Origin of the sequence: Nonomuraea sp. NPDC049504 (assembly GCF_040676845.1) — a bacterium.
GTDB lineage: Bacteria > Actinomycetota > Actinomycetes > Streptosporangiales > Streptosporangiaceae > Nonomuraea > Nonomuraea salmonea.
Genome location: NZ_JBFAPT010000003.1, coordinates 53,885 through 79,622, shown reverse-complemented (window position 1 = coordinate 79,622; position 25,738 = coordinate 53,885). Strand labels below are relative to the sequence as shown.

Here is a 25,738-nt window from a genome sequence, read left to right as displayed (position 1 = left end):
TCTCAACCTCAGGTTGAGATTTAGATTTATGTCAACCTGAGGATTGATACGGACAGTAGGAGTTACGCTCCGGGCCGGTCAACTAACCGCGCCGCAAGCACGTCCGGCGTGTCGCGCGCTGTCCGTTTCGCTCCGCAGTCACGCCTGGTGGCGAGCCTCCTATGCCGAAAGTCCGGCTTACAGGCTCTCATGTCGCGGGCCCCGCCCGGCACAGGCTCGGCGATGCCGTTGCCACGGACTTGCCGGGCCCTGACGATCACGATCACTTCAGCGTCACCACGTCCGGGGAGCTGACGTCGTAGAAGGTGGCGGATCGTTCCTTTTTGAGAAGCGAGGCCAGGATGCGGCCCTTCTCCTCGGGACGGTCGGGCCCGCCCCAGAGCACCGTCCGCCCGTCGGACAGCGCCAGCGTGACGCCCTCGGCCGTGCCCGCGCGCACCTGCCTGACCTTGCCCGCGACCTCGGGCGGCACCGCGCGCACGACCTTGAGCGCCGCCGTCATGACCGGATCGCCGGGAACGGGACGGTCGACCTTGAGCACCGGCAACAGGGGCGGCACGGCCGACTCGACCTCGATCACCACGCCCTGCCCGTCGACGATCGCCACCTTGCCGCCGGTCTCGATCGCCGCGACCGGCTCGCGCTCGACCACCTCGATCTTGAGCGTGCCCGGCCAGACCCGGTCGACCTTGGCGGAGGCGAGCTGCCTGATGCCGAGGACGCGGCCCTCGACGTCGGCGAGGTTCACGGTGGCCAGGGGATGCAGGTCGGGCACGCCCGCCTGCTGCTTGATGCGCTCGCTCGGCACTGTGAGATTTCCCACGATCTCGATCGAGCGCACCCCCAGCACCGGCGAGAAGAACACCAGCCACGCGGCCGTGCCCACCACTCCCGCCGTCAGCAGCACCAGGAACGCCGTGCGCGCCTTCATCGCCCTCCCACGTACATGCGGCTCATGTCGGCACCGAACCTACGCCGACGGCGGCGTGCGGCCCGCGCGCCACGCCCAAAGCGCGGACGCTCAGGACAGGCGGGCGACGATCTGCGGCCCCAGCTCGGTGACGTCGCCCGCGCCCATCGTCAGCACGATGTCGCCGGGCCGCGCCCGCTCGGCCACCAGCCCGGGCACGGCCGACCTGTCGGGCGCGTACGCCACCCGCCCGGCCGGCAGCGGCACCCGCTCCGCCACCATGGCGCCGGACACCCCGGGCTCAGGGTCCTCCCTGGCGCCGTAGACGTCGAGCACGATGGCCTCGTCGGCCAGGCCCAGCGCGGCGCCGAACTCGTCGGCGAAGAACCGGGTGCGCGAGTAGAGGTGGGGCTGGAAGATCGCGATGACCCGGCCGGTGCCGGAGTAGGAGGCCACCACGTCGCGCGCGGCCCGCAGGTCGGCGGCCAGCTCGGTCGGGTGGTGGGCGTAGCTGTCGAAGACCGCGACGCCGCCCGCCTCGCCCTTGGCCTCGAAGCGCCGCTTGGCCCCCGTGAAGGCGCCCAGGCCCTCTCTGATCTCTTCGAACGGCAGCCCCAGCTCGTCGGCCACGGCGATCACCGCGGTGGCGTTGAGCGCGTTGTGGGCCCCGGGAACGGCCAGCCTGACCTCTCCCCTGCCCTCGATGGAGAACACGGTGCCGAAACCGTCGGGCCTGACCTCGCCCACGCGGTAGTCGTCGCCGCGCAGCCCGTACGTCTTGACCCGCAGCCCACGCTCGGCGGCCCGGCGCGTCAGCTCGGCCGCCCCCGGGTCGTCGGCGCACAGGATGAGCAGCGAGCCGACCCGGTCGGCGAAGCGCGCGAAGCTGTCGTGCACCGCCCGCGGGTCGCCGTAGTTGTCGAGGTGGTCGGCCTCGACATTGGTGACCACGGCGATGTCGGGGGCGAGCATGAGGAAGGAGCCGTCGCTCTCGTCCGCCTCGGCCACGAACACCCCGCCCTGGCCGTCGTCGGCGCCGAGGCCGGTGGTGACGAGCTGGCCGCCCACGCAGTAGGACGGGTCGGCGCCGCACTTCTGCAGCGCCACCGTGAGCATGGAGGTGGTGGTGGTCTTGCCGTGGGTGCCGGCGATGGCGACCGCGGTGCGCCCGGCCATGACGGAGGCCAGCGCGGCGGCCCGCGGGATGATGCGCAGCCCCTGCTTGAGCGCCTCGCCCAGCTCGGGGTTGGAGTCGCGGATGGCGGTGGAGACGACCACGGTGTCGACGTCTCTGATGTGGGAGGCGGCGTGGCCGATGTGGACGGTGGCGCCCAGCTCGCGCAGCTCGGTGATCAGCTCGGAGCTGCGCGCGTCGCTGCCGGTCACGCGTACGCCGCGCTTGAGCAGGATGCGGGCGATGCCCGACATGCCGGCGCCGCCGATGCCGATGAAGTGCACGCGCCCCAACTCTTCGACGGCGACGGGATCGACCAGCTTCACGAGACTCATCCGGCTATCTCCAACACTTTCCTGGCAAGCATGATATCGGCGTCCTTGCTCCCGAGTCTGGAGGCGTTCTCCGACATGACGGCGACCCGCTCGGGGTCGTGGAGCATGGGCAGCACGTGGTTGATGATCCATTCGGCGGACAGCTCGGCGTCGTCGACCACCAGGCCGCCGCCGCCCGCCACGATCCGCTCGGCGTTGATGCGCTGCTCGCCGTTGCCGTGCGGCAGCGGCACGTAGGCGGCGGGCAGCCCCACCGCGGTCAGCTCGGCGCACGTGAGCGCGCCGCTGCGGCACAGGGCGACGTCGGCGGCGGCGTAGGCGAGGTCCATGCGGTCGACGTAGGGCAGCAGGACGTATTGCGGGTCGCCGGGCGGCGGCTCGTGCTCGACCGTGTTCTTCGGGCCCAGCACGTGGAGCACCTGCACCCCCGCCCTGCGCAGCGCGGGGGCGGCGGCCAGCGCCGCCTGGTTGATCGAGCGCGCGCCCTGCGAGCCGCCGAACACCAGCAGCGTCGGCCGGTCGTTCTCCAGCCCGAACCACGAGCGCGCCTTGTCACCCATGGACAGCCGGTCGAGCGAGACGATGTCGCGGCGCAGCGGGGTGCCGACGTATTCGGCCTTGGGCAGCAGCTGGGCGTCGGGGAAGCCGGTGAAGACGTGTTCGGTCAGCCGGGCGCCCAGGCGGTTGGCCAGCCCTGGACGCGGATTGGCCTCGTGGACGACGATCGGCAGGCCGCGCCGCTTGGCCGCCAGGTAGGCGGGCGTGGCGACGTAGCCGCCGAAGCCCACCAGGACGTCGGCCCGCACCCGGTCGAGGATGCTCGCCGTGGCGTTGATCGCCCCCGCGAGCCGGCCCGGCACCGTGAGCAGGCTCGGGGTGATCGTCCTTGGCAGGGGCACGGCGGGCACCAGCTCCAGCTCGTATCCCCGGGCAGGCACGAGCCGCGTCTCCAAGCCGCGCTCCGTGCCCACGCAGGTGATGCCGACGCTCGCGTCAAGATGGCGCAGCGCGTCCGCAAGGGCGAGCGCGGGCTCGATGTGCCCGGCCGTCCCCCCACCGGCGAGGACCACCCTCATCTCGGTCACTCCCTAACGTGTCGCTCGGCCTCTGGTCGTACGCCGCAGGCCCAGCCAGCTTAGGGCCCGGGCGGCGGGTCCGGGGCCACGTGCCGCCAAGGCCTCGCGCGCGCCGGGCTCGCGCCGCGCGAACGACAGCAGCATGCCGAGCGCGGCGAGGGTGGGCAGCAGGGACGAGCCGCCGTACGAGACCAGCGGCAAGGGGATGCCGGTGATCGGCAGCACGCCCAGCACGGCCCCCATGTTGACGGTCGCCTGGCCCACCACCCAGGCCACCATGGCGGCCGCGGCGAGCCTGGTGAAGGCGTCGTTGACGCGCACGGCCACGCGCAGCCCCGCGTAGCCGAGCAGGCCGAACAGCGCGACCACGATCAGCGTCCCCATCAGCCCCAGCTCCTCGCCGAGGATGGCGAAGATGAAGTCGCTCTCGCCGTGGGGCAGCCAGCTCCACTTCTGCCTGCTCTCGCCCAGGCCGACGCCGAACCAGCCGCCGGAGCCCATCGCGATCTGCCCCTGCACGGCCTGGTAGCCGGCGCCCTGCGCGTCGGCCCACGGGTCGAGGAAGGCGCCGATGCGCGCCATCCGGTACGGCTCCACCTTGATCATGATGACAGCGGCCAGGACCGCGAGCGCCATGATGCCGCCGAACAGCTTGATCGGCGCCCCCACCACCCACAGCAGCGCCAGGAAGATCATGAACAGCACGAGCGTGGTGCCGAGGTCGCTGCCCAGCATGACCATGACGGCCAGGATCGCGGTGCCCGGCATGAGCGGGATCAGCATCTGCCGCCACTCGATCCTGCCCTGCCTGGCCCGCCTGGCCAGCAGGTCGGCGCCCCATAGCGCGAGACCGAGCTTGGCCGGCTCCGACGGCTGCACGGTCAGCGGGCCGATGTAGATCCAGCGCTGCGCGCCCAGCTCGGACGAGCCGATGAACAGCACCATGACCAGCGCGATGATCGACAGCGCCATCAGCGGGTAGCCGGCCCAGCGGAAGAACTTCACCGGCAGCCGCGAGCACGCGTACATCAGCGGCACGCCGATCGCGGCCGACAGCGACTGCTTGATGAACCACGAGAACGGGCTGCCGGTCTTGTTCAGCGCCTCGATGCTGGAGGCCGACAGCACCATCATCAGGCCCAGCGCGAGCAGCAGCGCGCTGCACATGATGATCAGGTAGTAGGTGGTCAGCGGCTTGTCGAGCAGCTCCTTGAGCGCGACGAGCTGCTCGCGCAGGAACTTCTGCGGGCTCTCCTGGGCGCGGGCCGGCGGCCGCACCCGCTCCTCAGCGCTCGTGCTCACGTCGTGCCCTCAGCTCGCGTACGGCACGCGCGAAGGCCTCCCCCCGCGCCGGATAGTTCGCGAACATGTCGAAGGAAGCCCCCGCCGGGGAGAGCAGCACGGTGTCGCCTGGCGAGGCCAGCCGGGCCGCTTCGGTGACGACTTTGTCCATCGCACCAGTGTCCCGATCCGCGATGTCCACGAGGGGGACATTCGGCGCGTGTCGCGCGATGGCTTCGGCGATCCTGGCGCGGTCGGCGCCGATCAGCACCGCGGCGCGCAGCCTCGGGGCGGCCTGGCGTACGAGGTCGTCCACGTCGGCACCCTTGAGCAGGCCGCCCGCCACCCACACCACCGACGGGTAGGAGGCCAGCGCCGCCGCCGCGGCGTGCGGGTTGGTCGCCTTGGAATCGTCGACGTAGTCGACCTCGCCGATCCTGTCCACGTGGGCGAGCCGGTGCGGGTCGGGGACGAAGTCGCGCAGCCCCTGGCGTACGGCCTCGGACGGCACGCCGAGCGAGCGGGCCAGGGCGGCGGCGGCCAGCGCGTTGGCCACGTTGTGCGGCGCGAACGGCTTGACGTCGTCGAGCGTGGCCAGCTCCTCGGCGGCCTCCACGGGGTCGGCCACGAACGCGCGGTCCACCAGCAGGTCCTCGACCACGCCGATCTCGCCCCGCTTGGGCACCCGCAGGGTGAAACCGACCGCGCCGGGATAGGGCGCGGCCAGCCGGGTGGCCTCGGGGTCGTCGGCGTTGAAGATCACCGTGCCGGCCCGCTCGAACAGGCGGCCCTTGGCGGCGGCGTACTCCTCCATGGAGCCGTGCCAGTCGAGGTGGTCGGGCGCCACGTTGAGCACCGCCGCGGCGTGCGGGGCCAGCGTGGAGGACCAGTGGAGCTGGAAGCTGGACAGCTCGACGGCCAGCGCGTCGTACGGCTCGCCCACCGCGCGCACCACGGGCACGCCCACGTTCCCCACGGCCAGCGCCTTGCGGCCGGCCGCCAGCAGGATCGAGGTGAGCATGCGCACGGCGGTGGTCTTGCCGTTGGTGCCGGTCAGCGCCAGCCACGGCGCCGCCTGTCCGGGACGCAGCCGCCAGGCCAGCTCGACCTCGCCCACGACCTCGACCCCCGCCTTCAGCGCGGCGGCGATGAGGGGGTGGTGCGGCGGCCAGCCGGTGGTGACCAGCCGGGTCACGCCGTCGGGCAGCGCCATCTCGCCGAACCTGGTCTCGACGCCGACCCCGGCCAGCTCGGCGGCGGCGGCGAGCTGCCGCTCGCCCTCGGTCGCCTCGACCACCACGACCCGCTCGCCCCGCGCGGCCAGCACCTCGGCCACGGCGGTGCCGGACACGCCGAGCCCGGCCACACACGTGAGCGTCATGGCCGCGGCATCCACTCGACGTAGAACAGGCCGAGGCCGAGCGCCGCGCACAGCATCGCGATCAGCCAGAAGCGGACCACGATCGTGGTCTCCGCCCAGCCCTTGAGCTCGAAGTGGTGCTGCAACGGCGCCATCCTGAACACCCGTTTCCTGGTCATCTTGAAGAACCCGACCTGGATGATGACCGACAGGGTGATGATCACACACAGACCGGCCAGGATGATGAGCAGCAGCTGCGTACGCGTGGCGATGGCGAGGCCGGCCAGCACGCCGCCCAGCGCCAGCGAGCCGGTGTCGCCCATGAAGATGCGGGCCGGCGGGGCGTTCCACCACAGGAACCCGATCAGCGCCCCCAGCACGGCGGCGGCCACCACGGCGAGGTCGAGCGGATCTCGCACCCAGTAGCAGTTGGGGCCGAGCTGGTCGATGCAGTTGTTGCGCAGCTGCCAGTTGCCGATCAGCACGTACGCCGCCAGCACCGTGCCGGTCGCGCCGCTGGCCAGGCCGTCGAGGCCGTCGGTGAGGTTCACCGCGTTGGAGAACCCGACGATCATGATGAGCACCCAGATGGTGAACCCGACGATGCCGATCGAGGGGCCGATGTCGCGCAGGAACGACACCCGGGTCTCGGCGGGGGTGATGCCGTAGACGTTGGGCTGGCGTACGACGAGGACGGCGAAGACCGCGCCCACGACGAGCTGGCCGAGCGCCTTCGCGCCGCTGCGCAGGCCCAGGCTGCGCTGCTTGTAGATCTTGATGAAGTCGTCGAGGAAGCCGACCGCGCCGAGTCCCGTCATCAGGAACAGCACCAGCATGCCCGACACGGTGATGGGGGTCAGGGTGGCCAGGTGGGAGGCGCCGTAGGCGAGCAGGGCGGCCAGGACGAACACCGTGCCGCCCATGGTGGGGGTGCCCCGCTTGCCGAGGTGGGCCTGCACGCCCTCCTCGCGGACCTGCTGGCCGATGCCGCGCCGCGAGAACAGCCGGATCGCCAGCGGGGTGCCCAGCATCGAGAGGATGAGGCCAACCGCGCCGGCGATGATGATGTTGGTCACTGGGGGGCACCTCCGAGCACGAGCTCGGCCGTCCGCTCGAGGCCCATCGCCCTGGGGCCCTTGATCAGCACCGCGTCACCGGGCCGCAGCCACGCGGCGAGCTGCTGCGCCGCCGCCTCGGCGTCGGCCACGTGCACGACCGTCGTCGGCTGCCCGTACCCACCGGGCGGCCCGAGCGGCGGCCCCCCGGGCGGCCCCTGCCACCCCGGCACGCCCTGCCCGTGGGGACCGGGCACAGGAGACACGGGAACGGCCCCAGGAACCTGCGGCCCGGGCCCGGCCACTTGCGGGGCCTGCGGGCCGGAGGCGGGAACGCCAGGGCCCTGGGGACCGGGGACGGGAGCGCCCGGGGCCTGGGGGCCCGGGGCGGGGGTGCCGGGGAGTGTGGCGGGGGGCTGGAAGGTGTTCTGGGAGTCCATGGCCGCGGCCGTTTCCATGGCGGCGGCGCGCGCCCCCTGGAGGACGGGCTCGGCATCGGGGCCGGCCACGATGAGCCCGGCCAGACCGGCGGCGCCGGCCATGCGGCCCAGCTCGGTGTTGAGCGCCCCGCTCTCCTCCCCCAGCTCGCGCAGCGCCGCGATGACGGCGAAGCGCCGCCGCCCGCGTCCGATGACGTCGAACGTCTGGAAGGCGGCCCGCATCGAGTCGGGGTTGGCGTTGTAGGCGTCGTTGACCACGGTCACCCCGTCGGGCCGGTCGGTGACCTCCATCCGCCACCGGCTGCGCGGCGTGGCCGCCGACAGCTCCTCGGCGATCGTGGCGACCGGCAGCCCCAGCTCGTAGGCAGCGGCGGCGGCGGCCAGCGCGTTCTCGACGGCGTGCGCCCCGATCAGCTTGAGCGCCACGTGCGCCGACCCCGACGGGGTGCGCAGCGTGAACGAGGCCCGCCCGCGCGCGTCGACCACCACGCCCTCGGCCCTGACCGAGGCGGACTCGCTCTGCCCGAAGTACGTGACCCGCGCCTCGGTGCGCGAGGCCATGCCGCGCACGAGCGGGTCGTCGGCGTTGAGCACCGCGACGCCGTCGCGCGGCAGCGCCTCGACCAGCTCGCCCTTGGCCTTGGCGATGGCCTCCTTGCCGCCGAACACGCCGAGGTGGGCGGTGCCGACGTTGAGCACGACGCCGATCTTGGGGGGCGCGATGCGGGTGAGGTCCTTGATGTGGCCGATGTTGCGGGCGGCCAGCTCGAGCACCATGAAGCGGGTGTCGAGGCCGGCCCGCAGCACGGTCAGCGGGTGGCCGAGCTCGTTGTTGAAGCTGCCGACGGGCGCGATGGTGGCGCCGATCCGCCCGGTGAGACGGGCCAGCAGGTCTTTGGTGCCGGTCTTGCCGGCCGACCCTGTCACGCCGATGACGGTGACCTCGGGCAGCGTGCGCGCCTGGGCGGCGGCCAGCTCGGCGAGCGCGGCGGCGACGTCGGGGACGATCACCGCGGGCGCGTCGACGGGGCGGCTCGCGAGCACGGCGACGGCGCCGTCGCGTACGGCCTGGGCGGCGAAGTCGTGACCGTCGACCCGCGCGCCCTTGATGGCGACGAAGAGGGATCCCGGTTCTACGGCCCGCGAGTCGATCACGACGGGCCCGCGCACCACCGCGCGGGGATCGGCCATGCCCGACAGGGCGCCCGAGGTCATCTCGGCGATCCTGGCCAGAGGCAACGGGATCATTAGTGCTTCCTGCTTTCCTTGCGTGCGTCGATCGCTTCGGCGACCACTTCGCGGTCGTCGAAGGGGATCACCTCGCCTGAAACGTACTGGCCCTGTTCGTGACCCTTGCCCGCTACGACGATCACGTCGCCGCGCCCGGCCCGGGCGATCGCCAGGCCGATGGCGGCCGCGCGGTCGGGCTCAATGATCACATGAGCGCGGTCGTGCTGCGGAACGCGGAGCGCCCCTTCCATCATCGCCGCGAGGATGGCCAGCGGATCCTCGGACCGCGGATTGTCGTTCGTGAAGATGGCCACATCAGCCAGTTGTGCAGCGATTTCCCCCATGATGGGGCGTTTACCGCTGTCGCGGTCGCCGCCGCAGCCGAGCACGATCGTCAGCCGCCCCTCCGTGACCGACCGCAGCGAGCGCAGCACCGACTCGACGGCGCCCGGCTTGTGCGAATAGTCCACGACGGCCTGGAACTCGTCGTCCGCGGCCGTGACGCGCTGCATGCGGCCGGGCACCCCGGCGAGCGTGCCGAGGCCCTCCACGGCCGCCTGGAGCGGCACGCCGGCCTCGACGAGCGTCACCACCGCGCCGAGCGCGTTGGCCACGTTGTACGGCCCGGGCAGCGCCACGCTCGCGTCGGCCTCGACCCCTCCGGGACCGACCACGCGGAACGTGCTGCCGTCGGCGCCGAGCCTGGTCTCCACCGCCCGCCAGTCGGCCTCGGGATCGCCCAGCGCCGAGAACGTCGTCATCGGCACCTTCGCCAGGCCCAGCAGCTCGCGCCCGTAGCGGTCGTCGAGGTTGGTCACCCCGACGCGGCTCAGCTCGGGCTGGAACAGCTTGACCTTGGTCATGAAGTAGTCCTCGAAGTCCTTGTGGAAGTCGAGGTGGTCCTGCGACAGGTTGGTGAACAGCGCGACGTCGTAGTAGACGCCGTCGACCCGGCCGAGCGCGAGCGCGTGGCTGGAGACCTCCATGGCCGCCGCGGTGACGCCCAGCTCGCGCATGAGCCCGAACAGGCCGTGCAGCTCCGTCGCCTCCGGCGTGGTGAGCCTGGGCTGGAAGCGCTGCTCGCCGGCGTGGATCTCGACGCCGCCCACCAGGCCGGTACGGTGACCCGCGGCCCGCAGGCCCGCCTCGATCATGAACGTGGTGGTGGACTTGCCGCTCGTGCCGGTCACACCGAGCACCTGGATGTCGTGGGCCGGCTGGCCGTAGATCCAGGACGCGATCTGCCCGAGCAGGGCGCGCGGGTCGGGCACGATGAGCACGGGCAGCCCGGTGGCCACCGCCGCGTCGCGCCCGGCGCGGTCGGTGAGCACGGCGACGGCTCCGCTCGCCATCGCGTCCGCGGCGAACGCGGCGCCGTGGACCCGGTTGCCCGGCAGGGCGACGTAGAGGTCGCCGCGCCGGACTTCACGGGAGTCGATGGTGACGCCGGTCAGCGCGGCGTGCGGTGAGCGCGAGGTGCCCGAATCGGCATCGAGCATGGTCGCGAGCCCGCTCAGCGGGCGGGGCGGGCTGGTCGTGGGACGCATAGACGACGGGGGACGCACGGCGAGAGCGTACCTTCCCTGGTCACTGTCCCGCGCGGTTCCGCACCGGCGGGGCGGCGGAGCCTGTGGGAGGAATCTTCTTGCTCTTGATGGCGAACGTCATCACATCCTTGAAGACGGGGGCCGCGAGCTGCCCGCCGAAGTGGCCGTTCTTCGGGTTCTGCAGCACCGACAGCACCACCAGGCGGGGGTCGTCGGCCGGCGCGAACCCGGCGAACGAGGCCGTGTAACCGTCGTAACGGCCGAGTTCGGCATCGTAGCGGTTGGCGGTGCCCGTCTTGCCCGCCACCCGATATCCGTCGATGGCGGCCAGCTGGCCGGTGCCCTCCTCGCCCACGGCGCTCTCCAGCATGGTCGCGATCTCCTTGGCAGTCGTCTCACTCACCACCCTGGTCTGCTTACCTGCGGGAGCGGGGACGAACCTGCCGGACGCGTCGGTCGTGCCTGCCACGATCTGCGGATCCATCTTGACGCCGCCGTTGGCGATGGTCTGGTAGACGCTGGCCATCTGCAGCGCGGTCACCGAGACGCCCTGCCCGTAGGCGACCGTGCAGTTCTGGCTGCCCGACCACTTCTTGTAGTCGGGCAGCAGACCGGCCTCGGCGCCGGGGACTCCGCCGCCCGGCCTGGTGCCGAACCCGAACGCCTTGAGCATGGCGTGCAGCCGCTCGCTGCCGACCTTGCGCGCGGCCATGACCGTGGCCACGTTGCTCGACTGCGCCATCGCCTGGCGGAACGTCATCGACTCCACCTTGTGGCTGTGGGCGTCGCGCAACACCTGGTCGGCGCACTTGATGCGGTCGGGCACCTGGTAGACCGTGTCGGGCGTGACCGCCTTGGCCTCCAGCGCCGCGGCGGCCGTGATCACCTTGTTGGTGCTGCCCGGCTCGAACACGACGGCGGCGGCCTTGTTCACGAAGCTCTCCGCGGGGGCCTTGCGCCAGTTGTTCAGGTCGAGCTCGGGCGCGTTGGCCATGGCGACGATCTGGGCGGTCCGCACGTCCATGACGATGACGGTGCCGCTGTCGGCGCCCGACTTCTTCACCTGCTCGGCGATGGACTTCTGGGCGGCCCACTGGATGTCGCGGTCGATGGTGAGCCGGACGTTCCTGCCGTCCACGGGCGCCGTCTGCTGGCTGGCGGTCATCGGGATCTGCTGGCCGTCGCGGCCGGTCTCGACGCGCTGCTCGCCGTCGCGGCCCGCCAGCAGCTTGTTCTGGGTACGTTCGACGCCGCCGAGCCCGGTGCCGTCGTCGCCGACGAACCCGATGAGGCTGCCCGCGAGGTCGCCCGCCGGGTAGAGCCTGCGGTAGGTCTTCTTCGCCGAGAGCGCCGGGATGCGGGCCTGCATCAGCCGGGTGGCGACGACCGGGTCGACGTCTCTGGCCAGCAGCTGGTAGTGGGTGCCCGTCCTGGCGAGCTTGGCGGCGATGTCCTGCTCGCTCTTGCCGAGCTGCTGGGCCAGGATCGCGGCCGCCTTCGCCCTGATGGCCTCGGGCACCTTGGTCGGGTCGATCGACACCTCGCGGGCCTCGACCGTGACGGCCAGGTTGTGGCCGTTGACGTCGGTGATCGCGCCGCGCTTGGCCGGGATCGTCACGGTGTGCAGGCGCTGTTTGGCCGCCGCGGCCTCGTACACCTTGGAGTCGAGGCCCTGCAACTGGATGAGCCGGCCCGCGAAGATGGACAGCACGAACGTCATGCCGATCAGGCCGATGTTGATGCGCCTGCGCGGGTTGCCCAGCCGCAGCACGAGCGGCGGGCGCGGCGGCGGGCGCCGCGGTCCTCTGGGCGGCGGCACGTCGGCACCGCCCCGCGAGCCACCTGCGGCGCCGCTGCGGGAACCGGGGTGCGGGCCGCGCCGGGCCGTGGCGCCGTCGCGCCCCCGCGCCGCCTCGGGCCGCGCACCCGCCGCCGGCCTGGGGCTCCCCGACGGGGTACGCCGCAACGCGTCCTGGCCCCGCCCCCGGGAGTCCTCATCGGCGGTACGCCGCGTCTTGCCCCCGGCCTGCCCGGCCCCTCTGGCGCCGGCGCCGGGACCCGGCCTGCCCGCCGAACCGCCCGCACGACCACCTGGGCCGCCTGGGCCGCCGGACGGACCGCCCGCACGCCCGCGATCGTCGTCACGCCCCTGCACGCGCCCCCGCAGCCGATCGGCATCGTCACGGGGACCGCGCCCACGCGGCCGGTCATCGTCATCACGGGAGCTCCGGCCACGCGGCCGGTCGTCATCGCGGGGACCGCGCCCACGCGGCCGATCGTCGTCGTCGCGGGGGTTGCGGCCACGCGGCCGGTCGTCGTCGCGGCCCTGGGCCCCCCGTGACCGAGGGCGCTCGTCGTCGTGCGGACGGCGGCGGCCGCCCGCGTCCTCGTCGTCGCGGGGACGCCTGCGGGCGCCGGGACGGTCGCCGTCGCGGGCAGCGTCACGGGCAGAGTCACGGGCAGCGTCACGGGCAGCGCCGTGGGCCGAGTCGTCGGCCGGGTCGGGGCGGCGGCGGTTGCGGCCGTCGTCCGGGCCGAAGGTCTCGCGGCCGAACGGCAGGTCGAGCGGGTCGTCGCGATCGCGCGGCCGGCGCGGCGGGTTCTCCTGCGACGGCGGACGCCCCTCGCCTGAGGAGCCCCCGCGCCCCGGGTCGCGCCCGGAATCACCGCGCGACGCGCCGCCCTGACGTGCCGTCCTCCCGGGCCCGCCCGGCGTACGACGAGCGGCGCCTGGCCCTCCCTGAGAGCCGGCGCCGCCTGCGCCGCGGCCGGGACCCTGCCCCCTGCCGCCTGTTTCCCTCACCGCTGCGGATCCGCCTGGCTCGCCTGGTCACCGGCGCTGCTGTAGGCGTTGACCTCGTCCCAGTCGGTGTGCTGGCCCTGCATCTCGGCCAGCTTGGCGATGTTCCCCGGCTGGGTCTTGAGCTGGTATTCCTGGTCGATCTTCTCGTTCTCGCGCTTGGCCACCGCGATCTCCTCGCGCAGCTTGGCGTCGGTGATCGTGTCCTGGGCGAGCATGGTGTTGAGCAGCAGCAGGCTCACCAGGCCGCCACAGAGCAGGCCGACGACGAGCAGCACGAACGGCGTGCGCTGCCGCCGCGCGGGCCCACGGCCGCCCGCGGGGCGTGCCGCCGGCGCCTTGACGCGTGCGCGTCCCTTGGCCGCCTCGGGACGCTCGGTGCCGGGCGCCTTCCCGGGAGCCGCGGTCTTGCCCCGCGAAGGAGCGGCGGTCGTGCCCCGCTCGGGAGCCGCGGCCTTGCCGCGTGCGGGCGCGGTCTTGCCCCGCTCGGGAGCCGGCGCCTTGCCACGCACGGGAGCGGGCGTGCCTCGCTCGGGAGCCGGCGCCTTGCCACGCACGGGAGCGGGCGTGCCCCGCTCGGCGGTCGCGCTCTTCCCGCGCGTGGGAGCCGCCCCTCGCGCGGGGGCCGGCTTGCCGCGCTCGGGCGCGGGCGCCTTGCCGCGGGCGGCGCCGGGCGCGCCGGCGCGCCCGGCGAGGAGGGCGCGTTCGGCGGCGGCCTCCGCGCGTGCCCGCTCGGCGGCCGAGCCCTTGCCCCCGGCCTCGGGCCGCGTGTCGATACGGGGCCGCGGCTTGGGCTGCTGCGACACGGCCGACCTGCGGGTGCCCGTCTTGGGCACCGCGCGGCGGACGGGAGCCCCCCGGCCGGTCTCCTGCTCAGTCGTCAACACGGATCCTCTCTGCCGCCCGTAGCCGGGCCGAGGCCGCCCGCGGGTTGCGGGCGAGCTCTTCTTCGCTCGGGAGCTCTGCTCCCCTCGTCAGCAGGCGGAACCTCGGCTGGTGAGCCGGCAGCGGGACGGGCAGCCCGGGAGGGCTGGTGTCCCTGGTTCGCGCCGTGAGGGCCTGCTTGGTGAGCCGGTCCTCGAGTGAGTGGTAGGAGAGCACGACGACTCGCCCACCCAGCGCCAGTGCGTCGAGTGCCGCGGGCAGCGCCGCCTCCAGGGCGGACAGCTCCGCGTTCACCTCGATGCGCAGCGCCTGGAAAGTCCTCTTGGCGGGGTTTCCCCCGGTGCGCCGGGTCGCGGCGGGGATGGCCTCGCGAACGATCTCCGCGAGCCGCTTCGTCGAGGTTATTGCCTCTTTGGCACGTTCTCTGATGATCAGGCCCGCGACACGCTGAGCGAATCTCTCCTCGCCGTAGTCGCGCAGGATGCGGGTCAGCTCGGCGGCGGAGTAGGTGTTGACCACTTCGTCCGCCGTCAGCTCCTGCGAGGTGTCCATGCGCATGTCGAGCGGCGCGTCGTAGGAGTAGGCGAACCCGCGCTCGGCCTCGTCGAGCTGCGGCGAGGAGACCCCGAGGTCGAACAGCGCCGCGTCGATCGTGCTGCGCCCGGCGCGCGCGAGCACGTCGGGCAGGTCTGCGGACGAGGCGTGGACCAGGGTGATGCGGTCGGCGTAGGGGCTCAGCCTGCGGGTGGAGTGTTCGATCGCGAAGGGGTCGCGGTCGATGCCGATGAGGTGCAGCGCGGGATGTGCGGCGAGCAGCGCCTCGGAGTGGCCGCCGAGGCCGAGGTTGGCGTCGACGACGACGGGGGCGGGGCCGGACAGCGCGGGGCCGAGCAGCTCCAGTGTGCGCTCGAGCATCACCGGAACGTGACCGCCCTTGGCGACGCTGTCGTCCATCTCCAACCCCCCTCTCGCGTCCTTGCTCGCGGATGACGCGTTCATCGGTCGATCGCCGGTCCTTCCTGGGTCCCCACCCGGCGCCGCCCGGCCAGGTCCCCATCCGCACCCTCTTCGTGGACGCCCGCCATCTGACACCGGGGAAGGTGCATCAGCTGGCGGACAGTGGTTGCGGGTGGAGACCTCGCCGAACGACATCACCGACGGATCGACCGTGGTTCCTACAAGATCCCTGGCAGCACCTCCTCCGACAGTTCGGCGAACGCCTGCTCCTGTGCGCTGAGATAGGTGTCCCAGGCCTGCGCGTCCCAGATCTCCAGCCGGGTGTTGGCCCCGATGACGACGCAGTCACGTTCCAGGCCCGCGTACGCGCGAAGGCCCTGCGGGATCGTGATGCGTCCTTGTTTGTCTGGTTTCTCGTCGGACGCACTGGCGAAGAAGACGCGGCTGTAGTCACGTACCGCCTTGGCGGTGACCGGGGCGGTGCTGAGAGCCTCGGTAATGCGCTGGAACTCCTCCACGGGAAAGACGTAGAGGCATCGCTCCTGGCCTTTGGTGATCACAAGACCCTCCGCCAGCTCCTCACGGTACTTAGCCGGCAGGAACAGCCGTCCCTTGTCGTCCAGACGCGGTTGATGGGTGCCGAGGAACACCGGCCCCACCTCCCGTGCCTCGTGAAGCGCTCAGCGCTGGTGCACCGGGCCCTCCACTGCGCACCACCATACTCCACTTCTCCCCACCGTCAACTGATTCGAACCGTCTTCATCATCGGTTTCCCTTGCGTTACCGCAGGTCAGAGGCATGGCCTGGGGTGGGGGGCGGTGGGGTGGCGGCGACCGCCATGGGCGTGTCGGGGCTTTGAAACGCCGTTCAAATAGGGCCTTCGCGGGGGCGGCGAAGCTCGGGGTGGAGGAAAGTGGGGCGCTTCGCGGGGCACATGGCGGTGCGCTGTGTCACGGGATTCGCACGACCATGCCGCAAGAACCGGAACATCACCGGTGTTCCCTGAATATCCACAAATGTCGCTACAGAACCCGCAGCGTCGTAGGGTCGTACAGACAATGGAAAAGGAATGGCATGGCTCCCGCAAAGGCACCGTACCGGGACAGCCGTCGCACTTCTCATGGAGGCCTGGTGGCAGTAACCCATGACGTCCCTCCCCAGCTCGACGAGCTGGTCACCACCGCCCACCGGATCCGGCAGGCCATCGAATCGGTGATCGAGGGCAAGAGCGACGCCGTCCGCCTCACCCTTACCGTCCTGCTCGCCGAAGGCCACCTCCTCATCGAGGACGTGCCGGGAGTCGGCAAGACGATGCTCGCCAAGGCGCTCGCGCGCTCCATCGACTGTCCGGTACGCCGCGTGCAGTTCACCCCCGACCTGCTGCCCAGCGACATCACCGGGGTCAGCGCGTACAACCAGCAGACGCGGGAGTTCGAGTTCAAGCCCGGTCCCGTCTTCGCCAACATCGTCGTCGGCGACGAGATCAACCGTGCCTCGCCCAAGACGCAGTCCGCGCTGCTGGAGTGCATGGAGGAGCAGCAGGTGACGGTGGACGGGCGGACGTACCAGCTCGACGCGCCGTTCATGGTGATCGCCACCCAGAACCCCATCGAGATGGAGGGCACCTATCCCCTGCCCGAGGCGCAGCGCGACCGCTTCACCGCGCGCGTGGCGATGGGCTACCCCGAGCCGACCGCCGAGCTGGAGATGCTCGACGTGCACGGCGGCACCTCACCGCTCGACAAGCTGGAGCCGGTCGCGACCACCGCCGAGGTGCGCGCCCTCATCGAGGCCGTACGCGGCGTCTACGTCTCCCAGCCGGTCAAGAAGTACGCCATCGACCTCGTCGTGGCCACCCGCCATTCCCCCGACCTGCGACTGGGCGCCTCCCCGAGGTCCACGCTGCAGCTCGTACGCGCCGCCAGGGCGCACGCCGCGCTGTCAGGCCGCGACTACGTCATCCCCGACGACCTGCAGGACCTCGCCATCCCCGTGCTGGCGCACCGCCTGCTGCCCAGCATCGAGGCCCAGGGCCAGCGCCGCCTGCCCGAGCAGGTCGTGACCGACCTCGTCAGGCGGGTCCCGGTGCCGGAGACGCGGGGGGCCTGATGGCCGACATCCAGGACCCGCGCCCGCCGGAAGAGGCGCGGTGAGGGCCGGGCTGCGGGCGCTGACCTCCCGGGGCAGATCGTTCCTGGCGTCCGGGATCGCGGCGCTGGTCATGGCCGTCCTCCTGGGCGAGAACGACCTGTTCAGGATCGGCGTCCTGATCACGGCGCTGCCGCTGCTGGCCGCGATGGTGGTGGCGCGGACGCGCTACCGGCTGAGCTGCGCCAGGCGGCTGGACCCGGCGCGGGCCGAGGTGGGCGGCGAGGCCACCGTGACCCTGCGCCTCGAGAACGTCACCCGCCTGCCCACCGGCCTGCTGCTCATCGAGGACACGGTGCCGTACGCGCTGGGCGTGCGGCCCAGGTTCGTGCTGGACAGGGTCGAGGCCAGGGGCGTGCGGGAGATCGACTACCGGGTACGCTCCGACCTGCGCGGGCGCTACACGATCGGGCCGCTGTCGATCCGCATCGCCGACCCGTTCGGGCTGGTCGAGCTGGCCCGGTCGTTCACGATCAGCGACACGCTCGTGGTGACGCCGCAGGTGGTGGCGCTGCCGCACGTACGGCTGTCGGGCGAGTGGACGGGCGGCGGCGACAGCCGTACGCGGAGTGTGGCGGCGGCCGGCGACGACGACGTGGCGCCGCGCGAATACCGGCAGGGCGACGACCTGCGGCGGGTGCACTGGCGCTCGACGGCCCGTCACGGCGAGCTGATGGTGCGCCGCGAGGAGCAGCAGTGGCAGAGCCGCGGCGCGCTCCTGCTCGACACCCGCAGGCACGCGCACCGCGGCGAGGGTCCGCGCTCGTCGTTCGAGGTGGCCGTCTCGGCGGCGGCCTCGATCGGCGTGCACCTCGCCCGCGAGGGCCTCGGCCTGCGGCTGGTCACCGACCAGGGCGCCGAGCACCTCACCGACCAGGGCCTGAGCCACTCCCTGCTGGACACCCTCGCCGTGATCAGGCACAGCCCGGCCCGCTCCCTGGAGATGGGCGTCTCGGCGCTGCGCCAGGGCGGCGGCGACGGGCTGATCGTCGCCGTGCTCGGCGCGATGGAGCCCGAGGAGGCCAGGGAGCTGGGCAGGCTGCGGCACAGCGGCATCACCGCGGTGGCGGTGCTGCTGGACGTCAGCTCGTGGGAGGGCGGCGACGGCACCGCCGCCGAGAACCAGCGGGCCGTCGAGACGGTGCTCGCCGGGTACGGCTGGCGCATCGTCACCCTGCCCGCGGGCACCTCCATCGCCACCGTCTGGCCGGACGCCGCGGGACGCGGCAGATACGTGCTCGATCCCGCGGGAGGGGCGGCATGAGACTGACGATCGCCTCGGGGGTGGCCGCGTTCACCGCGGCCGTCCTCCTCTACCCCCTCTTCGCGGGCGGCGCCTGGTTCTGGACCTCGCTCGGCGCGGTGCTGGCCGTGGTCGCGGCGGGCCTGCTGAGCAGCCGCCTGTCGCTGCCGGCGTGGGCGGCGCCGCTGGTCGGGCTGGCGGCCACGGGGATCTTCCTGACCGTCTCCTTCGCCTCGGAGGAGGCGTGGGCGCTCATCGTGCCGACGAAGGACTCGGTGGCGGAGCTGGTCAGGCTGCTCGGCGTCGGGTGGGCCGACATCCAGCGGTTCGCGGCGCCCGTGCCGGACACCGACGGCATCACGCTGCTGACGTCGGGCGGCGTGGCGCTCATCGCGATCGCCGTGGACTTCCTCGCCGCGCGGCTGCGCCGGGCGGCGCTGGCCGGGCTGCCGCTGCTGGCGCTGGCCACGGTGCCGGCGACGATCCTGACAGACCCGATCAGCTGGCCGGCGTTCATCATCGCCGCGCTCGGGTTCGTGGGGCTGCTCATCTCCGACGGGCGCGAGCGGATCGGCCACTGGGGCCGGGCGGTGCTGGTACGCCGGACCCGCGTGGTGACCCCGTCCCAGGGGACGCCGCCGCGCGACACCGCCGACACCAGCGGGCTGCGGCTGTCGGGCAAGCGCATCGGGTTCGCGGCGATCGTGCTGGCCGTGCTGCTGCCGGCGGCGCTGCCCGCGATGGAGCCGGTGTCCTTCTTCACCTTCGGCGTCGGCGGGCGCGGCTCGGGGCCCGGGAACTCGATCAGCATCCCCAACCCCATCGCCAACCTCAAGGGGCAACTGCAGTTGCCGGACCGGCGGGTGGTGCTGACCTACACCAACAACGACGACCAGCCCCGCTATCTGCGCATCTACGCGCTCGACACGTTCGACGGGCAGCAGTTCGGCATGACCCAGCCGAAGGGCGCGCCGCAGAACAGGACCGAGAACGGCCCGCTGCCCGCCCCGCCGGGGCTGGGCCGCGATCCCAAGATCACCAACGTGGTCACGAACGTCAGGATCAGCGACGAGATCGCGCGGCTGCAGTTCCTGCCGCTGCCGTACCCGCCGCGGCAGATCAAGGTGGACGGTGACTGGCGGGCCGACGTGGACACGCTCATGGTCTTCTCCACCCGCGAGGAGGCCGCCGGCATCGAGTACGACGTCAGCACCAGCGAGCCCCAGCCCACCGCCGACCTGCTGGACGCGACCGACAACACTCCGCCCCAGGTGGACGACCGCTTCCTCGCCCTGCCCGAGAACCTGCCGCCCGGCATCCTGGAGCTCGCCGAGAAGGAGACCGCCGAGGCGAACACCAGGTACGAGGCCGCGGTGATGCTGCAGGAGTTCTTCACCACCGACGGCGGCTTCACCTACAACCTGGAGACGCAGGGCCACAGCAACTCGGCGCTCAGCGACTTCCTGCTGCGCTCGCGCGCGGGCTACTGCGAGCAGTTCGCCGCGTCGATGGCGGTGCTGGCCCGGCTGATCGGCATCCCGTCGCGGGTCGCGATCGGCTACACCGGCGGCACCAAGGTCGGCGACCACTGGGAGGTCGGCACGAACGACTCCCACTCCTGGCCCGAGCTGTACTTCGAGGGCGTGGGCTGGCTGCCGTTCGAGCCGACGCCATCCGGCGCCGCGGGCCAGGGCAGCGCCCGGGTGCCCGAATACTCCCGGCCGCGGCCCGAGCCGGCCGCCACCACCAGCGAGCCGTCGCCCGGCGCCACCAGCTCCGAGGCGGACGCCCCGCAGGACCCGCAGGCCCGGCGCAACATCCGCGAGCTGGACCGCGAGGGCACCGTCGCGACCGGCACGCTGCCGCCCGACGACTCGATGCCGCTGGCCGGCAAGATCGGCATCGGGGCGGGCGCGCTGCTGCTCGTCCTGCTGATCCCGGCGGGTCTGCGGCTGGTCTCGCGCAACCGGCGGGTACGCCGCCTCACCTGGAAGGTCTCCCAGCCCTCCGACGAGCTGACCGCCAGGATGGCCGTGGGCCGCGGCCAGACCACCGTCGCGGCCGTGTGGGCGGAGCTGGACGACGTCCTGTACGACTACGGCATGGCCCGCCTGCCCAGCGAGACCCCACGGGCGCTGGCCCGGCGGCTCACCCAGCAGTACGAGTTCGACGCCGAGTCCGCCGCTGCCATGACGGCCATCGCGGGCAACGTGGAGCGGGTGCTGTTCGCCCGGGAGCCGGGCAGGATCGCGCCCATGGGCAAGGACCTGCGCAAGGTGCGCCTGGCGCTGGCGGCCACCGTGTCACGCGGGCGGCGGCTGCGCGCCGTCCTGATGCCGCCGTCCACGTTGCGGCGCATCCGGATGCTGGGCGAACGCCTGCTCGACGGCTTCGACCTGCTGGAGACGATCAGGCTGCGCCGCACCTCCCAAAAGGGCGCCTGACCCCGAAACAGCGACCGCCCGGCCCCGTACGGGGCCGGGCGGTCGCGTCACTCGGGGCGCTGAACCAGGACGTCGGCCGGACTCGTAGGGGGCGAGGCGGTCGCGCCACTTGGGGCGCTGAACGAGGACGTCGGCCGGACCCGTAAGGGGCCGGACGGTCGCGTCACTTGGGGCGCTGAAGACGGCGGCATCGGCAGGGTCCGCGAGGGCCGGGCGCGTCACGTCGCGACTGCTGAGGCGCTGAACTCACTCCCTCTGGAACGCACCGGTCGGGTGGTCGCGGCTCGTGTGGCGGCCACGGCGCCCGGCGGGCGGCGGGCGGCCGGGGGGTGGGCATGCGGGCGGCCGCCCCGTGCCGGGGGCGGCCGCGTCAGCTAGCCTCGCGGGTCAGCGCTCGTCGTGGCGACGGCGCCAGCGCTCTTCCATGCGCTCCATGAAGCTGCCCCGGTTGCCCCGGCGGGCCTGCTTGCCCGGAGGAGTGGCCGTGCCTGCGGCGGGGGCGGAGTCTCCGAACCCGTTCATCTTTTTCCAGCTGGACAGGCCCCACAGACACGCGGCGAGCATGACCACGAAACCGCCGACGCCGAGCGGGATCAGGCTCATCACCACGCCGACCATCATGATGACGACGCCCAGGGCAAAGCCGATGGAGGCTTTGACCAGGCGACGCTTGTAATGGCTGCGCGGGTCGCTGATCCTTACGGTGTTGGCCCACTTCGGGTCCTCGGCGTAGAGGGCCTGCTCGATCTGGTCGAGCAAGCGCTGCTCGTGCTCAGAGAGCGGCACGGCGCCTCCCAAGGACGGCCCCAGGACGGGGAAGACGGCAACGGACGACACGGGGTGTCCGAACCTCGCGGTCGGTTATCCCCAGAATACGAGGCTGTAGACGTAGGCGAAAGCAAACGTCCAACGCAGACCAAACCGGAGGTGACGTCATGGCTCCATTGTGGCCCATCTCGCCTCCCTCTCCCCAAAATCCTGACACGGACGCCCCCAGCAAGTCCTGACATCGAACGTCATGTCTCTATTTCATCAAGCTTGCCACGTACCAGCGACGCAGGGAGCACCGCATCGGGACCGAATCTGTGGATCGCGCGATCCATGGCCTGCTCCGCCTCGCGCCACCCGGTCTCCTTCTCGCCGAGACTGAGCTGCCGGGTGGCCTCGCCGGCCGGTCGGAGGTTCTCCATCCGGACCCCCACCAGGCGCAGCCGCACCCGCTGGAGCCCGGCCGCATCGAACAGCTCGCAGGCTGTGGCGTAAATCACCTGAGCCACGTCGGTCGGCTCACGCAGCGTGCGCGACCGGCTGATCGTGGTGAAATCGGCTCGGCGTAGCTTCACACTTACAGTTCTTCCCACGTGACCGGCCTTACGCATGCGAGCGGCGACCCGCTCCGACAGCCGCAGCAGCTCACGCTTGATCACGTCGGGATCGTCGACGTCGGCGGCGAACGTCTCCTCGTTGCCGATGCTCTTGTCGGGGACGTGGGCGGTCACAGGACGCTCGTCGCGCCCCCAGGCCAGCGCCGCCAGATGGCCGCCCACCGCCTGCCCCAGCTCGCGCTGGAGGGTCGTGGGCGGGACCCTCGCGAGGTCGCCGACCGTGCGGATGCCGAGGCGTACCAGGGACTGCTCGGTGCGCTCGCCGACGCCCCACAGGGCCGAGACGGGCAGCGGGTGGAGGAAGTCGACCACCTCGTCGGCGGGCACCACCAGCAGCCCGTCGGGCTTGCACTGCTTGGAGGCGAGTTTTGCGATGAATTTGCTGCTCGCCACGCCCACGGAGCACGTGATGCCGTAGCGCTCCGACACCTGCTCCCTGATCATGGCGGCCACCGTCGCGGGCGGGCCGAGCCGCCGCCTCGCACCCCCCACGTCGAGGAACGCCTCGTCGGACGCGATGGGCTCGACCAGCGGGGTGATGGCGTGGAAGATCTCCATGACGCCCTTGGAGACCTCGGAGTATTTGCCGTGACTCGGCGGGATGATCGTGGCCTGCGGGCAGAGCCGGCGCGCCCGGCTCATCGGCATCGCCGAGTGCACGCCGAACGCCCTGGCCTCGTAGGTGGCGCTGAGCACGACGCCGCGCCCGGCCGGTGAGCCCACGATCATCGGACGCCCCTTCAGCTCGGGCCGCTCGAGCAGCTCGACGCTGGCGTAGAAGGCGTCCATGTCGACGTGGAGGATCGGGCAGCCGCTGTCATCGACCCCGGTCCGCGGAGCGGGGCCGATGCCGGTGATCTGCTTGCGAGACACGCCGCCGATTCTATCCGAACAGGCGTTCTACACCGAGGGGAGCGGTCATCGATTCTTCCCTTCCGCGGGCTCAGGTCCGGTGGGCGAGCACGTGCAGCTGCGTCGCGACGTCGCGCAGCACGGGATGGGTGGCGGCGGCCTGCTCCAGCGCGACCAGCGCCTCGGCGGCGCCCGGCTCGCCGTCGAGCAGCCGGCTCGGCACCAGGTCGGCGAAGACGCGTACGCCGTGGATGGAGCCGATCGTGAACCCGGTGGCGCCCAGCAGCTCGGCCAGCGTCTCGGCGGAGAAGCGGCGCGGCGTCGGGTCGCGGTCGCCCCAGGTGCCGCCCGGGTCGCTCAGCACGGCCCTGGCCTCGTCGAACTGCCCGGCCAGCGCCCGGTGGATGGCGCTGGCGACCGGGTTGGCGGCCAGCACGCTGACCGTGCCGCCCCTGCGCAGCAGCCCGGCCACGGCGGTGAGCGCGCTGATCGGGTCTTCGACGTATTCGAGCACGCTGTGGCACAGGACCAGGTCGGCGGCGTCGCGGCTGAGCAGCTCGCCCAGGTCGGCGGCGTCGCCCTGAAGGCCGCGCACGCTCACGCCGCGCTCCTTGGCGCGGCGCTCCAGCGCGGCCAGCGAGTCGGGGCTCGGGTCGACGACGGTGACGGAGTGGCCGAGCTCGGCCAGCGGCACGGCGAACCCGCCGGTGCCGCCGCCGGCGTCGACGATGTCGAGCGACGTCCGCCCGGTGGCCGCCGTGCGCTCGGCCAGCATGGACCGCAACGCGTCCCAGACGACGGCGGTGCGCACCGCCGGGGTCCTCGTGGTGACGCCTTCTGCACGCAACCTCGGCTCGCCTCCCTCTCCGCCGCGACCGGCGCCCCACGGGCGGCGCCCGGGTCGACCGGGCTGGCCGCCGCGAGACGCGGCTCGCGCGTCTCGCGAAACGTGCACTTCGCGGACGGCATTCTCCATGGACGGGCCCCAGCCTACGCCGTACGCGGGAGCACCCGCTCCCCCGCTGAAGGACCCATTACGGAAAGCCGGCGCGTCACCGTCTGAGCGGCGCTCAGCCCTGCGGGCGGCGGCCGGGCCACCCGTGGGTCACGGTGAGCCGCGCCCGTGGCCGTCAGCCGGCTCTGGGGCGGCCGCCAGGCCCTTGGGAGCGCGCAGCCGCCACGCCTCCGCCAGCAGCTCGCCCAGCTCGCCGGGATCGACCGCCGCCAGCCGCACGAGCACGATCGCGTGCCCGTCGTAGTGAGGCGTGGTGGTGAACGTGGCGGGCTCAGCGGTCAGGAGCTCGTGCTTGTGCTCCTCGGACGGCACCGGGAGCACCAGCAGGTCGCCCTCCTCCCGCATCCGGGCGAACCACTTGCCGCGCACGTAGAAGGCGGGCGTGCCGTACATGGCGCGCTCCGCGGTCTCGGGCAGCGCGAGCGCCAGCCCGCGTACGTCGTCCTCTGTCACCATGCGGTCACCCTAGCCAGCGGCACCGACGAAAACCCGGTCGCTCACCTGCGAGAACGGGAAAAGGGCGCGTCGCGGCTGGTGACGCGCCCCTTATCCGTACGGACCGGCGTGGTTGGAAACGTACCCCGAACGTGGCCCTCCGGTCCCCCGAAACGGGGTACCTAATGGGTGTCTAAAGGGTGAGGCTTGGCTTGAGTTGCTTGAAGCGCGCCAGCAGCCCGTTGATGAACTGCGGCGACTCGTCGGTGGACAGCTCCCCCGCCAGGTGCACCCACTCGCTGATGACCACGCCCTCGGGCACGCCGGGCATCCACAACAGCTCGTACGTGCCGCCGCGCAGCAGATTACGGTCGACGGCCGGCATCCGGTCGAGTGTCCAGCCCTCGGCGTACGTCGTGATGAGTTCGTCGATGCGCGCGTGGTGCCTCGCGACCCCCTCGACGAGGGTCGAGGTGTATTCGTTGACCGGCGGCTCCTGCCGCTCCACGCGCTCGGCGAGGATCTTCAGCGGATCCTCGTCGCGCAGCTCGGCCTCGAAGAGGATGTCGAGCGCTCTCCTGCGTGCTTTGCCGCGTGCCGACACCTCAGGCCCGGCCGAGGTATTCGCCGCTGCGGGTGTCGACCTTGACCTTCTCGCCGGTGGTGATGAACAGCGGCACCTTGATCTCGGCGCCGGTCTCCAGCGTGGCCGGCTTGGTGCCGCCGGTGGAGCGGTCGCCCTGCAGGCCGGGCTCGGTGTTGGAGATGGTCAGCTCGACGGCGGCGGGCAGGTCGACGTAGAGCGCGGAGCCCTCGTTGAACGCGACCGTGGCCAGAGTGTTCTCCAGCATGTAGTTGGCCGCGGTGCCGACGGTGCCGGCCGGCACGTTGACCATGTCGTAGGTCTCGGTGTCCATGAACACGAAGTCGTCGCCGTCCTTGTACGAGTACTGCATCTCGCGCTTGTCGACGTTGGCCACCTCGACCTTCACCCCGGCGTTGAAGGTCTTGTCGACGACCTTGCCGGAGAGGACGTTCTTGAGCTTGGTGCGCACGAACGCGCCGCCCTTGCCCGGCTTGACGTGCTGGAACTCGACAACGCTCCAGAGCTCACCGCCCTCGAGCTTCAGCACCATGCCGTTCTTGAGGTCGTTGGTCGTCGCCAC

Annotated in this window: 22 protein-coding genes and 1 pseudogene; 5 read left to right on the top strand and 18 right to left on the bottom strand. The window is 72.2% G+C overall.

Annotation, left to right across the window (positions count from 1 at the left end):
* Positions 1-262 precede the first annotated feature (262 nt).
* From AB0K28_RS06825 to AB0K28_RS06785, 9 genes and pseudogenes are all read right to left on the bottom strand, one after another.
* The gene (locus tag AB0K28_RS06825) at positions 263-931 is read right to left on the bottom strand and encodes an FtsQ-type POTRA domain-containing protein (protein WP_364366051.1); all 669 of its coding nucleotides are present in this window, start codon (positions 929-931) and stop codon (positions 263-265) included.
* Between the two features lie 90 nt (positions 932-1,021).
* Positions 1,022-2,419 (bottom strand): UDP-N-acetylmuramate--L-alanine ligase, encoded by a 1,398-nt coding sequence (murC, locus tag AB0K28_RS06820; protein WP_364366048.1) that lies wholly within the window; start codon positions 2,417-2,419, stop codon positions 1,022-1,024.
* Positions 2,416-3,495 (bottom strand): undecaprenyldiphospho-muramoylpentapeptide beta-N-acetylglucosaminyltransferase, encoded by a 1,080-nt coding sequence (murG, locus tag AB0K28_RS06815; protein WP_364366045.1) that lies wholly within the window; start codon positions 3,493-3,495, stop codon positions 2,416-2,418. The genes murC and murG overlap by 4 nt, the downstream gene beginning before the upstream one ends.
* A 12-nt stretch (positions 3,496-3,507) precedes the next feature.
* Positions 3,508-4,797 carry a putative lipid II flippase FtsW gene (ftsW, locus tag AB0K28_RS06810; protein WP_364366042.1) on the bottom strand — a complete coding sequence of 430 codons (1,290 nt, stop codon included), beginning with the start codon at positions 4,795-4,797 and terminating at the stop codon, positions 3,508-3,510.
* Positions 4,781-6,157: a UDP-N-acetylmuramoyl-L-alanine--D-glutamate ligase gene (gene murD, locus AB0K28_RS06805; protein WP_364366039.1), complete on the bottom strand. Its 1,377-nt coding sequence runs from the start codon at positions 6,155-6,157 to the stop codon at positions 4,781-4,783. Before murD ends, ftsW begins: the two co-directional genes overlap by 17 nt.
* A complete protein-coding gene (gene mraY / locus AB0K28_RS06800) occupies positions 6,154-7,212 on the bottom strand; it encodes a phospho-N-acetylmuramoyl-pentapeptide-transferase (protein WP_355420670.1) in 1,059 nt (352 codons plus the stop codon). Before mraY ends, murD begins: the two co-directional genes overlap by 4 nt.
* A 440-nt stretch (positions 7,213-7,652) precedes the next feature.
* A pseudogene (gene murF / locus AB0K28_RS06795) lies at positions 7,653-8,879 on the bottom strand (UDP-N-acetylmuramoyl-tripeptide--D-alanyl-D-alanine ligase); the annotation flags it as partial.
* Positions 8,879-10,408, bottom strand: coding sequence for a UDP-N-acetylmuramoyl-L-alanyl-D-glutamate--2,6-diaminopimelate ligase (locus AB0K28_RS06790; protein WP_364366036.1), 1,530 nt, complete (start codon positions 10,406-10,408; stop codon positions 8,879-8,881). The gene AB0K28_RS06790 and the pseudogene murF, both read right to left, overlap by 1 nt.
* 40 nt (positions 10,409-10,448) lie before the next feature.
* Entirely contained in the window at positions 10,449-12,227 is a 1,779-nt protein-coding gene (locus AB0K28_RS06785) for a penicillin-binding protein 2 (protein ID WP_364366033.1), read from the bottom strand.
* A gap of 48 nt (positions 12,228-12,275) precedes the next feature.
* Here AB0K28_RS06785 and AB0K28_RS06780 point away from each other — a divergent pair, with 48 nt between their 5' ends.
* Both AB0K28_RS06780 and AB0K28_RS06775 read left to right on the top strand, forming a co-directional pair.
* On the top strand, positions 12,276-12,749 hold the full coding sequence (locus AB0K28_RS06780) for a hypothetical protein (RefSeq protein WP_364366031.1): 474 nt from the start codon (positions 12,276-12,278) through the stop codon (positions 12,747-12,749).
* Between the two features lie 18 nt (positions 12,750-12,767).
* On the top strand, positions 12,768-13,040 hold the full coding sequence (locus tag AB0K28_RS06775) for a hypothetical protein (protein WP_364366028.1): 273 nt from the start codon (positions 12,768-12,770) through the stop codon (positions 13,038-13,040).
* A gap of 167 nt (positions 13,041-13,207) precedes the next feature.
* Here the strand turns inward: AB0K28_RS06775 and AB0K28_RS06770 are convergent, their stop codons facing one another.
* The 3 genes from AB0K28_RS06770 to mraZ form a co-directional block, all read right to left on the bottom strand.
* Positions 13,208-14,092: a hypothetical protein gene (locus AB0K28_RS06770; RefSeq protein WP_364366025.1), complete on the bottom strand. Its 885-nt coding sequence runs from the start codon at positions 14,090-14,092 to the stop codon at positions 13,208-13,210.
* A complete protein-coding gene (gene rsmH, locus AB0K28_RS06765) occupies positions 14,082-15,047 on the bottom strand; it encodes a 16S rRNA (cytosine(1402)-N(4))-methyltransferase RsmH (RefSeq protein ID WP_364366022.1) in 966 nt (321 codons plus the stop codon). The genes AB0K28_RS06770 and rsmH overlap by 11 nt, the downstream gene beginning before the upstream one ends.
* Positions 15,048-15,268: 221 nt before the next feature.
* Positions 15,269-15,700, bottom strand: a complete 432-nt coding sequence (gene mraZ, locus AB0K28_RS06760) for a division/cell wall cluster transcriptional repressor MraZ (protein ID WP_345401317.1) — start codon at positions 15,698-15,700, stop codon at positions 15,269-15,271.
* Between the two features lie 481 nt (positions 15,701-16,181).
* Between mraZ and AB0K28_RS06755 the strand changes: the two genes are divergently transcribed.
* The 3 genes from AB0K28_RS06755 to AB0K28_RS06745 are packed head-to-tail and all read left to right on the top strand — an operon-like array spanning position 16,182 to position 20,885.
* Positions 16,182-17,159 carry a MoxR family ATPase gene (locus AB0K28_RS06755; RefSeq protein ID WP_345401314.1) on the top strand — a complete coding sequence of 326 codons (978 nt, stop codon included), beginning with the start codon at positions 16,182-16,184 and terminating at the stop codon, positions 17,157-17,159.
* Positions 17,160-17,199: 40 nt separating this feature from the next.
* On the top strand, positions 17,200-18,462 hold the full coding sequence (locus AB0K28_RS06750; RefSeq protein WP_345401311.1) for a DUF58 domain-containing protein: 1,263 nt from the start codon (positions 17,200-17,202) through the stop codon (positions 18,460-18,462).
* Positions 18,459-20,885, top strand: coding sequence for a DUF3488 and transglutaminase-like domain-containing protein (locus AB0K28_RS06745; protein WP_364366017.1), 2,427 nt, complete (start codon positions 18,459-18,461; stop codon positions 20,883-20,885). The genes AB0K28_RS06750 and AB0K28_RS06745 overlap by 4 nt, the downstream gene beginning before the upstream one ends.
* Before the next feature lie 387 nt (positions 20,886-21,272).
* Here the strand turns inward: AB0K28_RS06745 and AB0K28_RS06740 are convergent, their stop codons facing one another.
* The 6 genes from AB0K28_RS06740 to efp form a co-directional block, all read right to left on the bottom strand.
* Complete coding sequence (locus AB0K28_RS06740) at positions 21,273-21,671, bottom strand: DUF3040 domain-containing protein (RefSeq protein ID WP_364366014.1); 399 nt, start codon at positions 21,669-21,671, stop codon at positions 21,273-21,275.
* Between the two features lie 230 nt (positions 21,672-21,901).
* The gene (gene dinB / locus AB0K28_RS06735; protein WP_364366011.1) at positions 21,902-23,143 is read right to left on the bottom strand and encodes a DNA polymerase IV; all 1,242 of its coding nucleotides are present in this window, start codon (positions 23,141-23,143) and stop codon (positions 21,902-21,904) included.
* A 70-nt stretch (positions 23,144-23,213) separates the two neighbouring features.
* Positions 23,214-23,969 carry a methyltransferase domain-containing protein gene (locus AB0K28_RS06730; RefSeq protein WP_364366009.1) on the bottom strand — a complete coding sequence of 252 codons (756 nt, stop codon included), beginning with the start codon at positions 23,967-23,969 and terminating at the stop codon, positions 23,214-23,216.
* 258 nt (positions 23,970-24,227) lie between these two features.
* The gene (locus tag AB0K28_RS06725; RefSeq protein ID WP_364366006.1) at positions 24,228-24,593 is read right to left on the bottom strand and encodes an MmcQ/YjbR family DNA-binding protein; all 366 of its coding nucleotides are present in this window, start codon (positions 24,591-24,593) and stop codon (positions 24,228-24,230) included.
* 172 nt (positions 24,594-24,765) lie between these two features.
* Entirely contained in the window at positions 24,766-25,176 is a 411-nt protein-coding gene (gene nusB / locus AB0K28_RS06720; RefSeq protein WP_345401290.1) for a transcription antitermination factor NusB, read from the bottom strand.
* Position 25,177: 1 nt separating this feature from the next.
* The gene (efp, locus tag AB0K28_RS06715; RefSeq protein ID WP_345401287.1) at positions 25,178-25,738 is read right to left on the bottom strand and encodes an elongation factor P; all 561 of its coding nucleotides are present in this window, start codon (positions 25,736-25,738) and stop codon (positions 25,178-25,180) included.

Bases quoted from the DNA above. Each gene is read 5' to 3' on its own strand.
- rsmH (WP_364366022.1), bottom strand. From the start codon at position 15,047: ATGGACGACAGCGTCGCCAAGGGCGGTCACGTTCCGGTGATGCTCGAG.
- murC (WP_364366048.1), bottom strand. From the start codon at position 2,419: ATGAGTCTCGTGAAGCTGGTCGATCCCGTCGCCGTCGAAGAGTTGGGG.
- AB0K28_RS06790 (WP_364366036.1), bottom strand. From the start codon at position 10,408: ATGCGTCCCACGACCAGCCCGCCCCGCCCGCTGAGCGGGCTCGCGACC.
- AB0K28_RS06825 (WP_364366051.1), bottom strand. From the start codon at position 931: ATGAAGGCGCGCACGGCGTTCCTGGTGCTGCTGACGGCGGGAGTGGTG.
- AB0K28_RS06725 (WP_364366006.1), bottom strand. From the start codon at position 24,593: ATGGTGACAGAGGACGACGTACGCGGGCTGGCGCTCGCGCTGCCCGAG.
- murG (WP_364366045.1), bottom strand. From the start codon at position 3,495: ATGAGGGTGGTCCTCGCCGGTGGGGGGACGGCCGGGCACATCGAGCCC.
- murD (WP_364366039.1), bottom strand. From the start codon at position 6,157: ATGACGCTCACGTGTGTGGCCGGGCTCGGCGTGTCCGGCACCGCCGTG.
- AB0K28_RS06745 (WP_364366017.1), top strand. From the start codon at position 18,459: ATGAGACTGACGATCGCCTCGGGGGTGGCCGCGTTCACCGCGGCCGTC.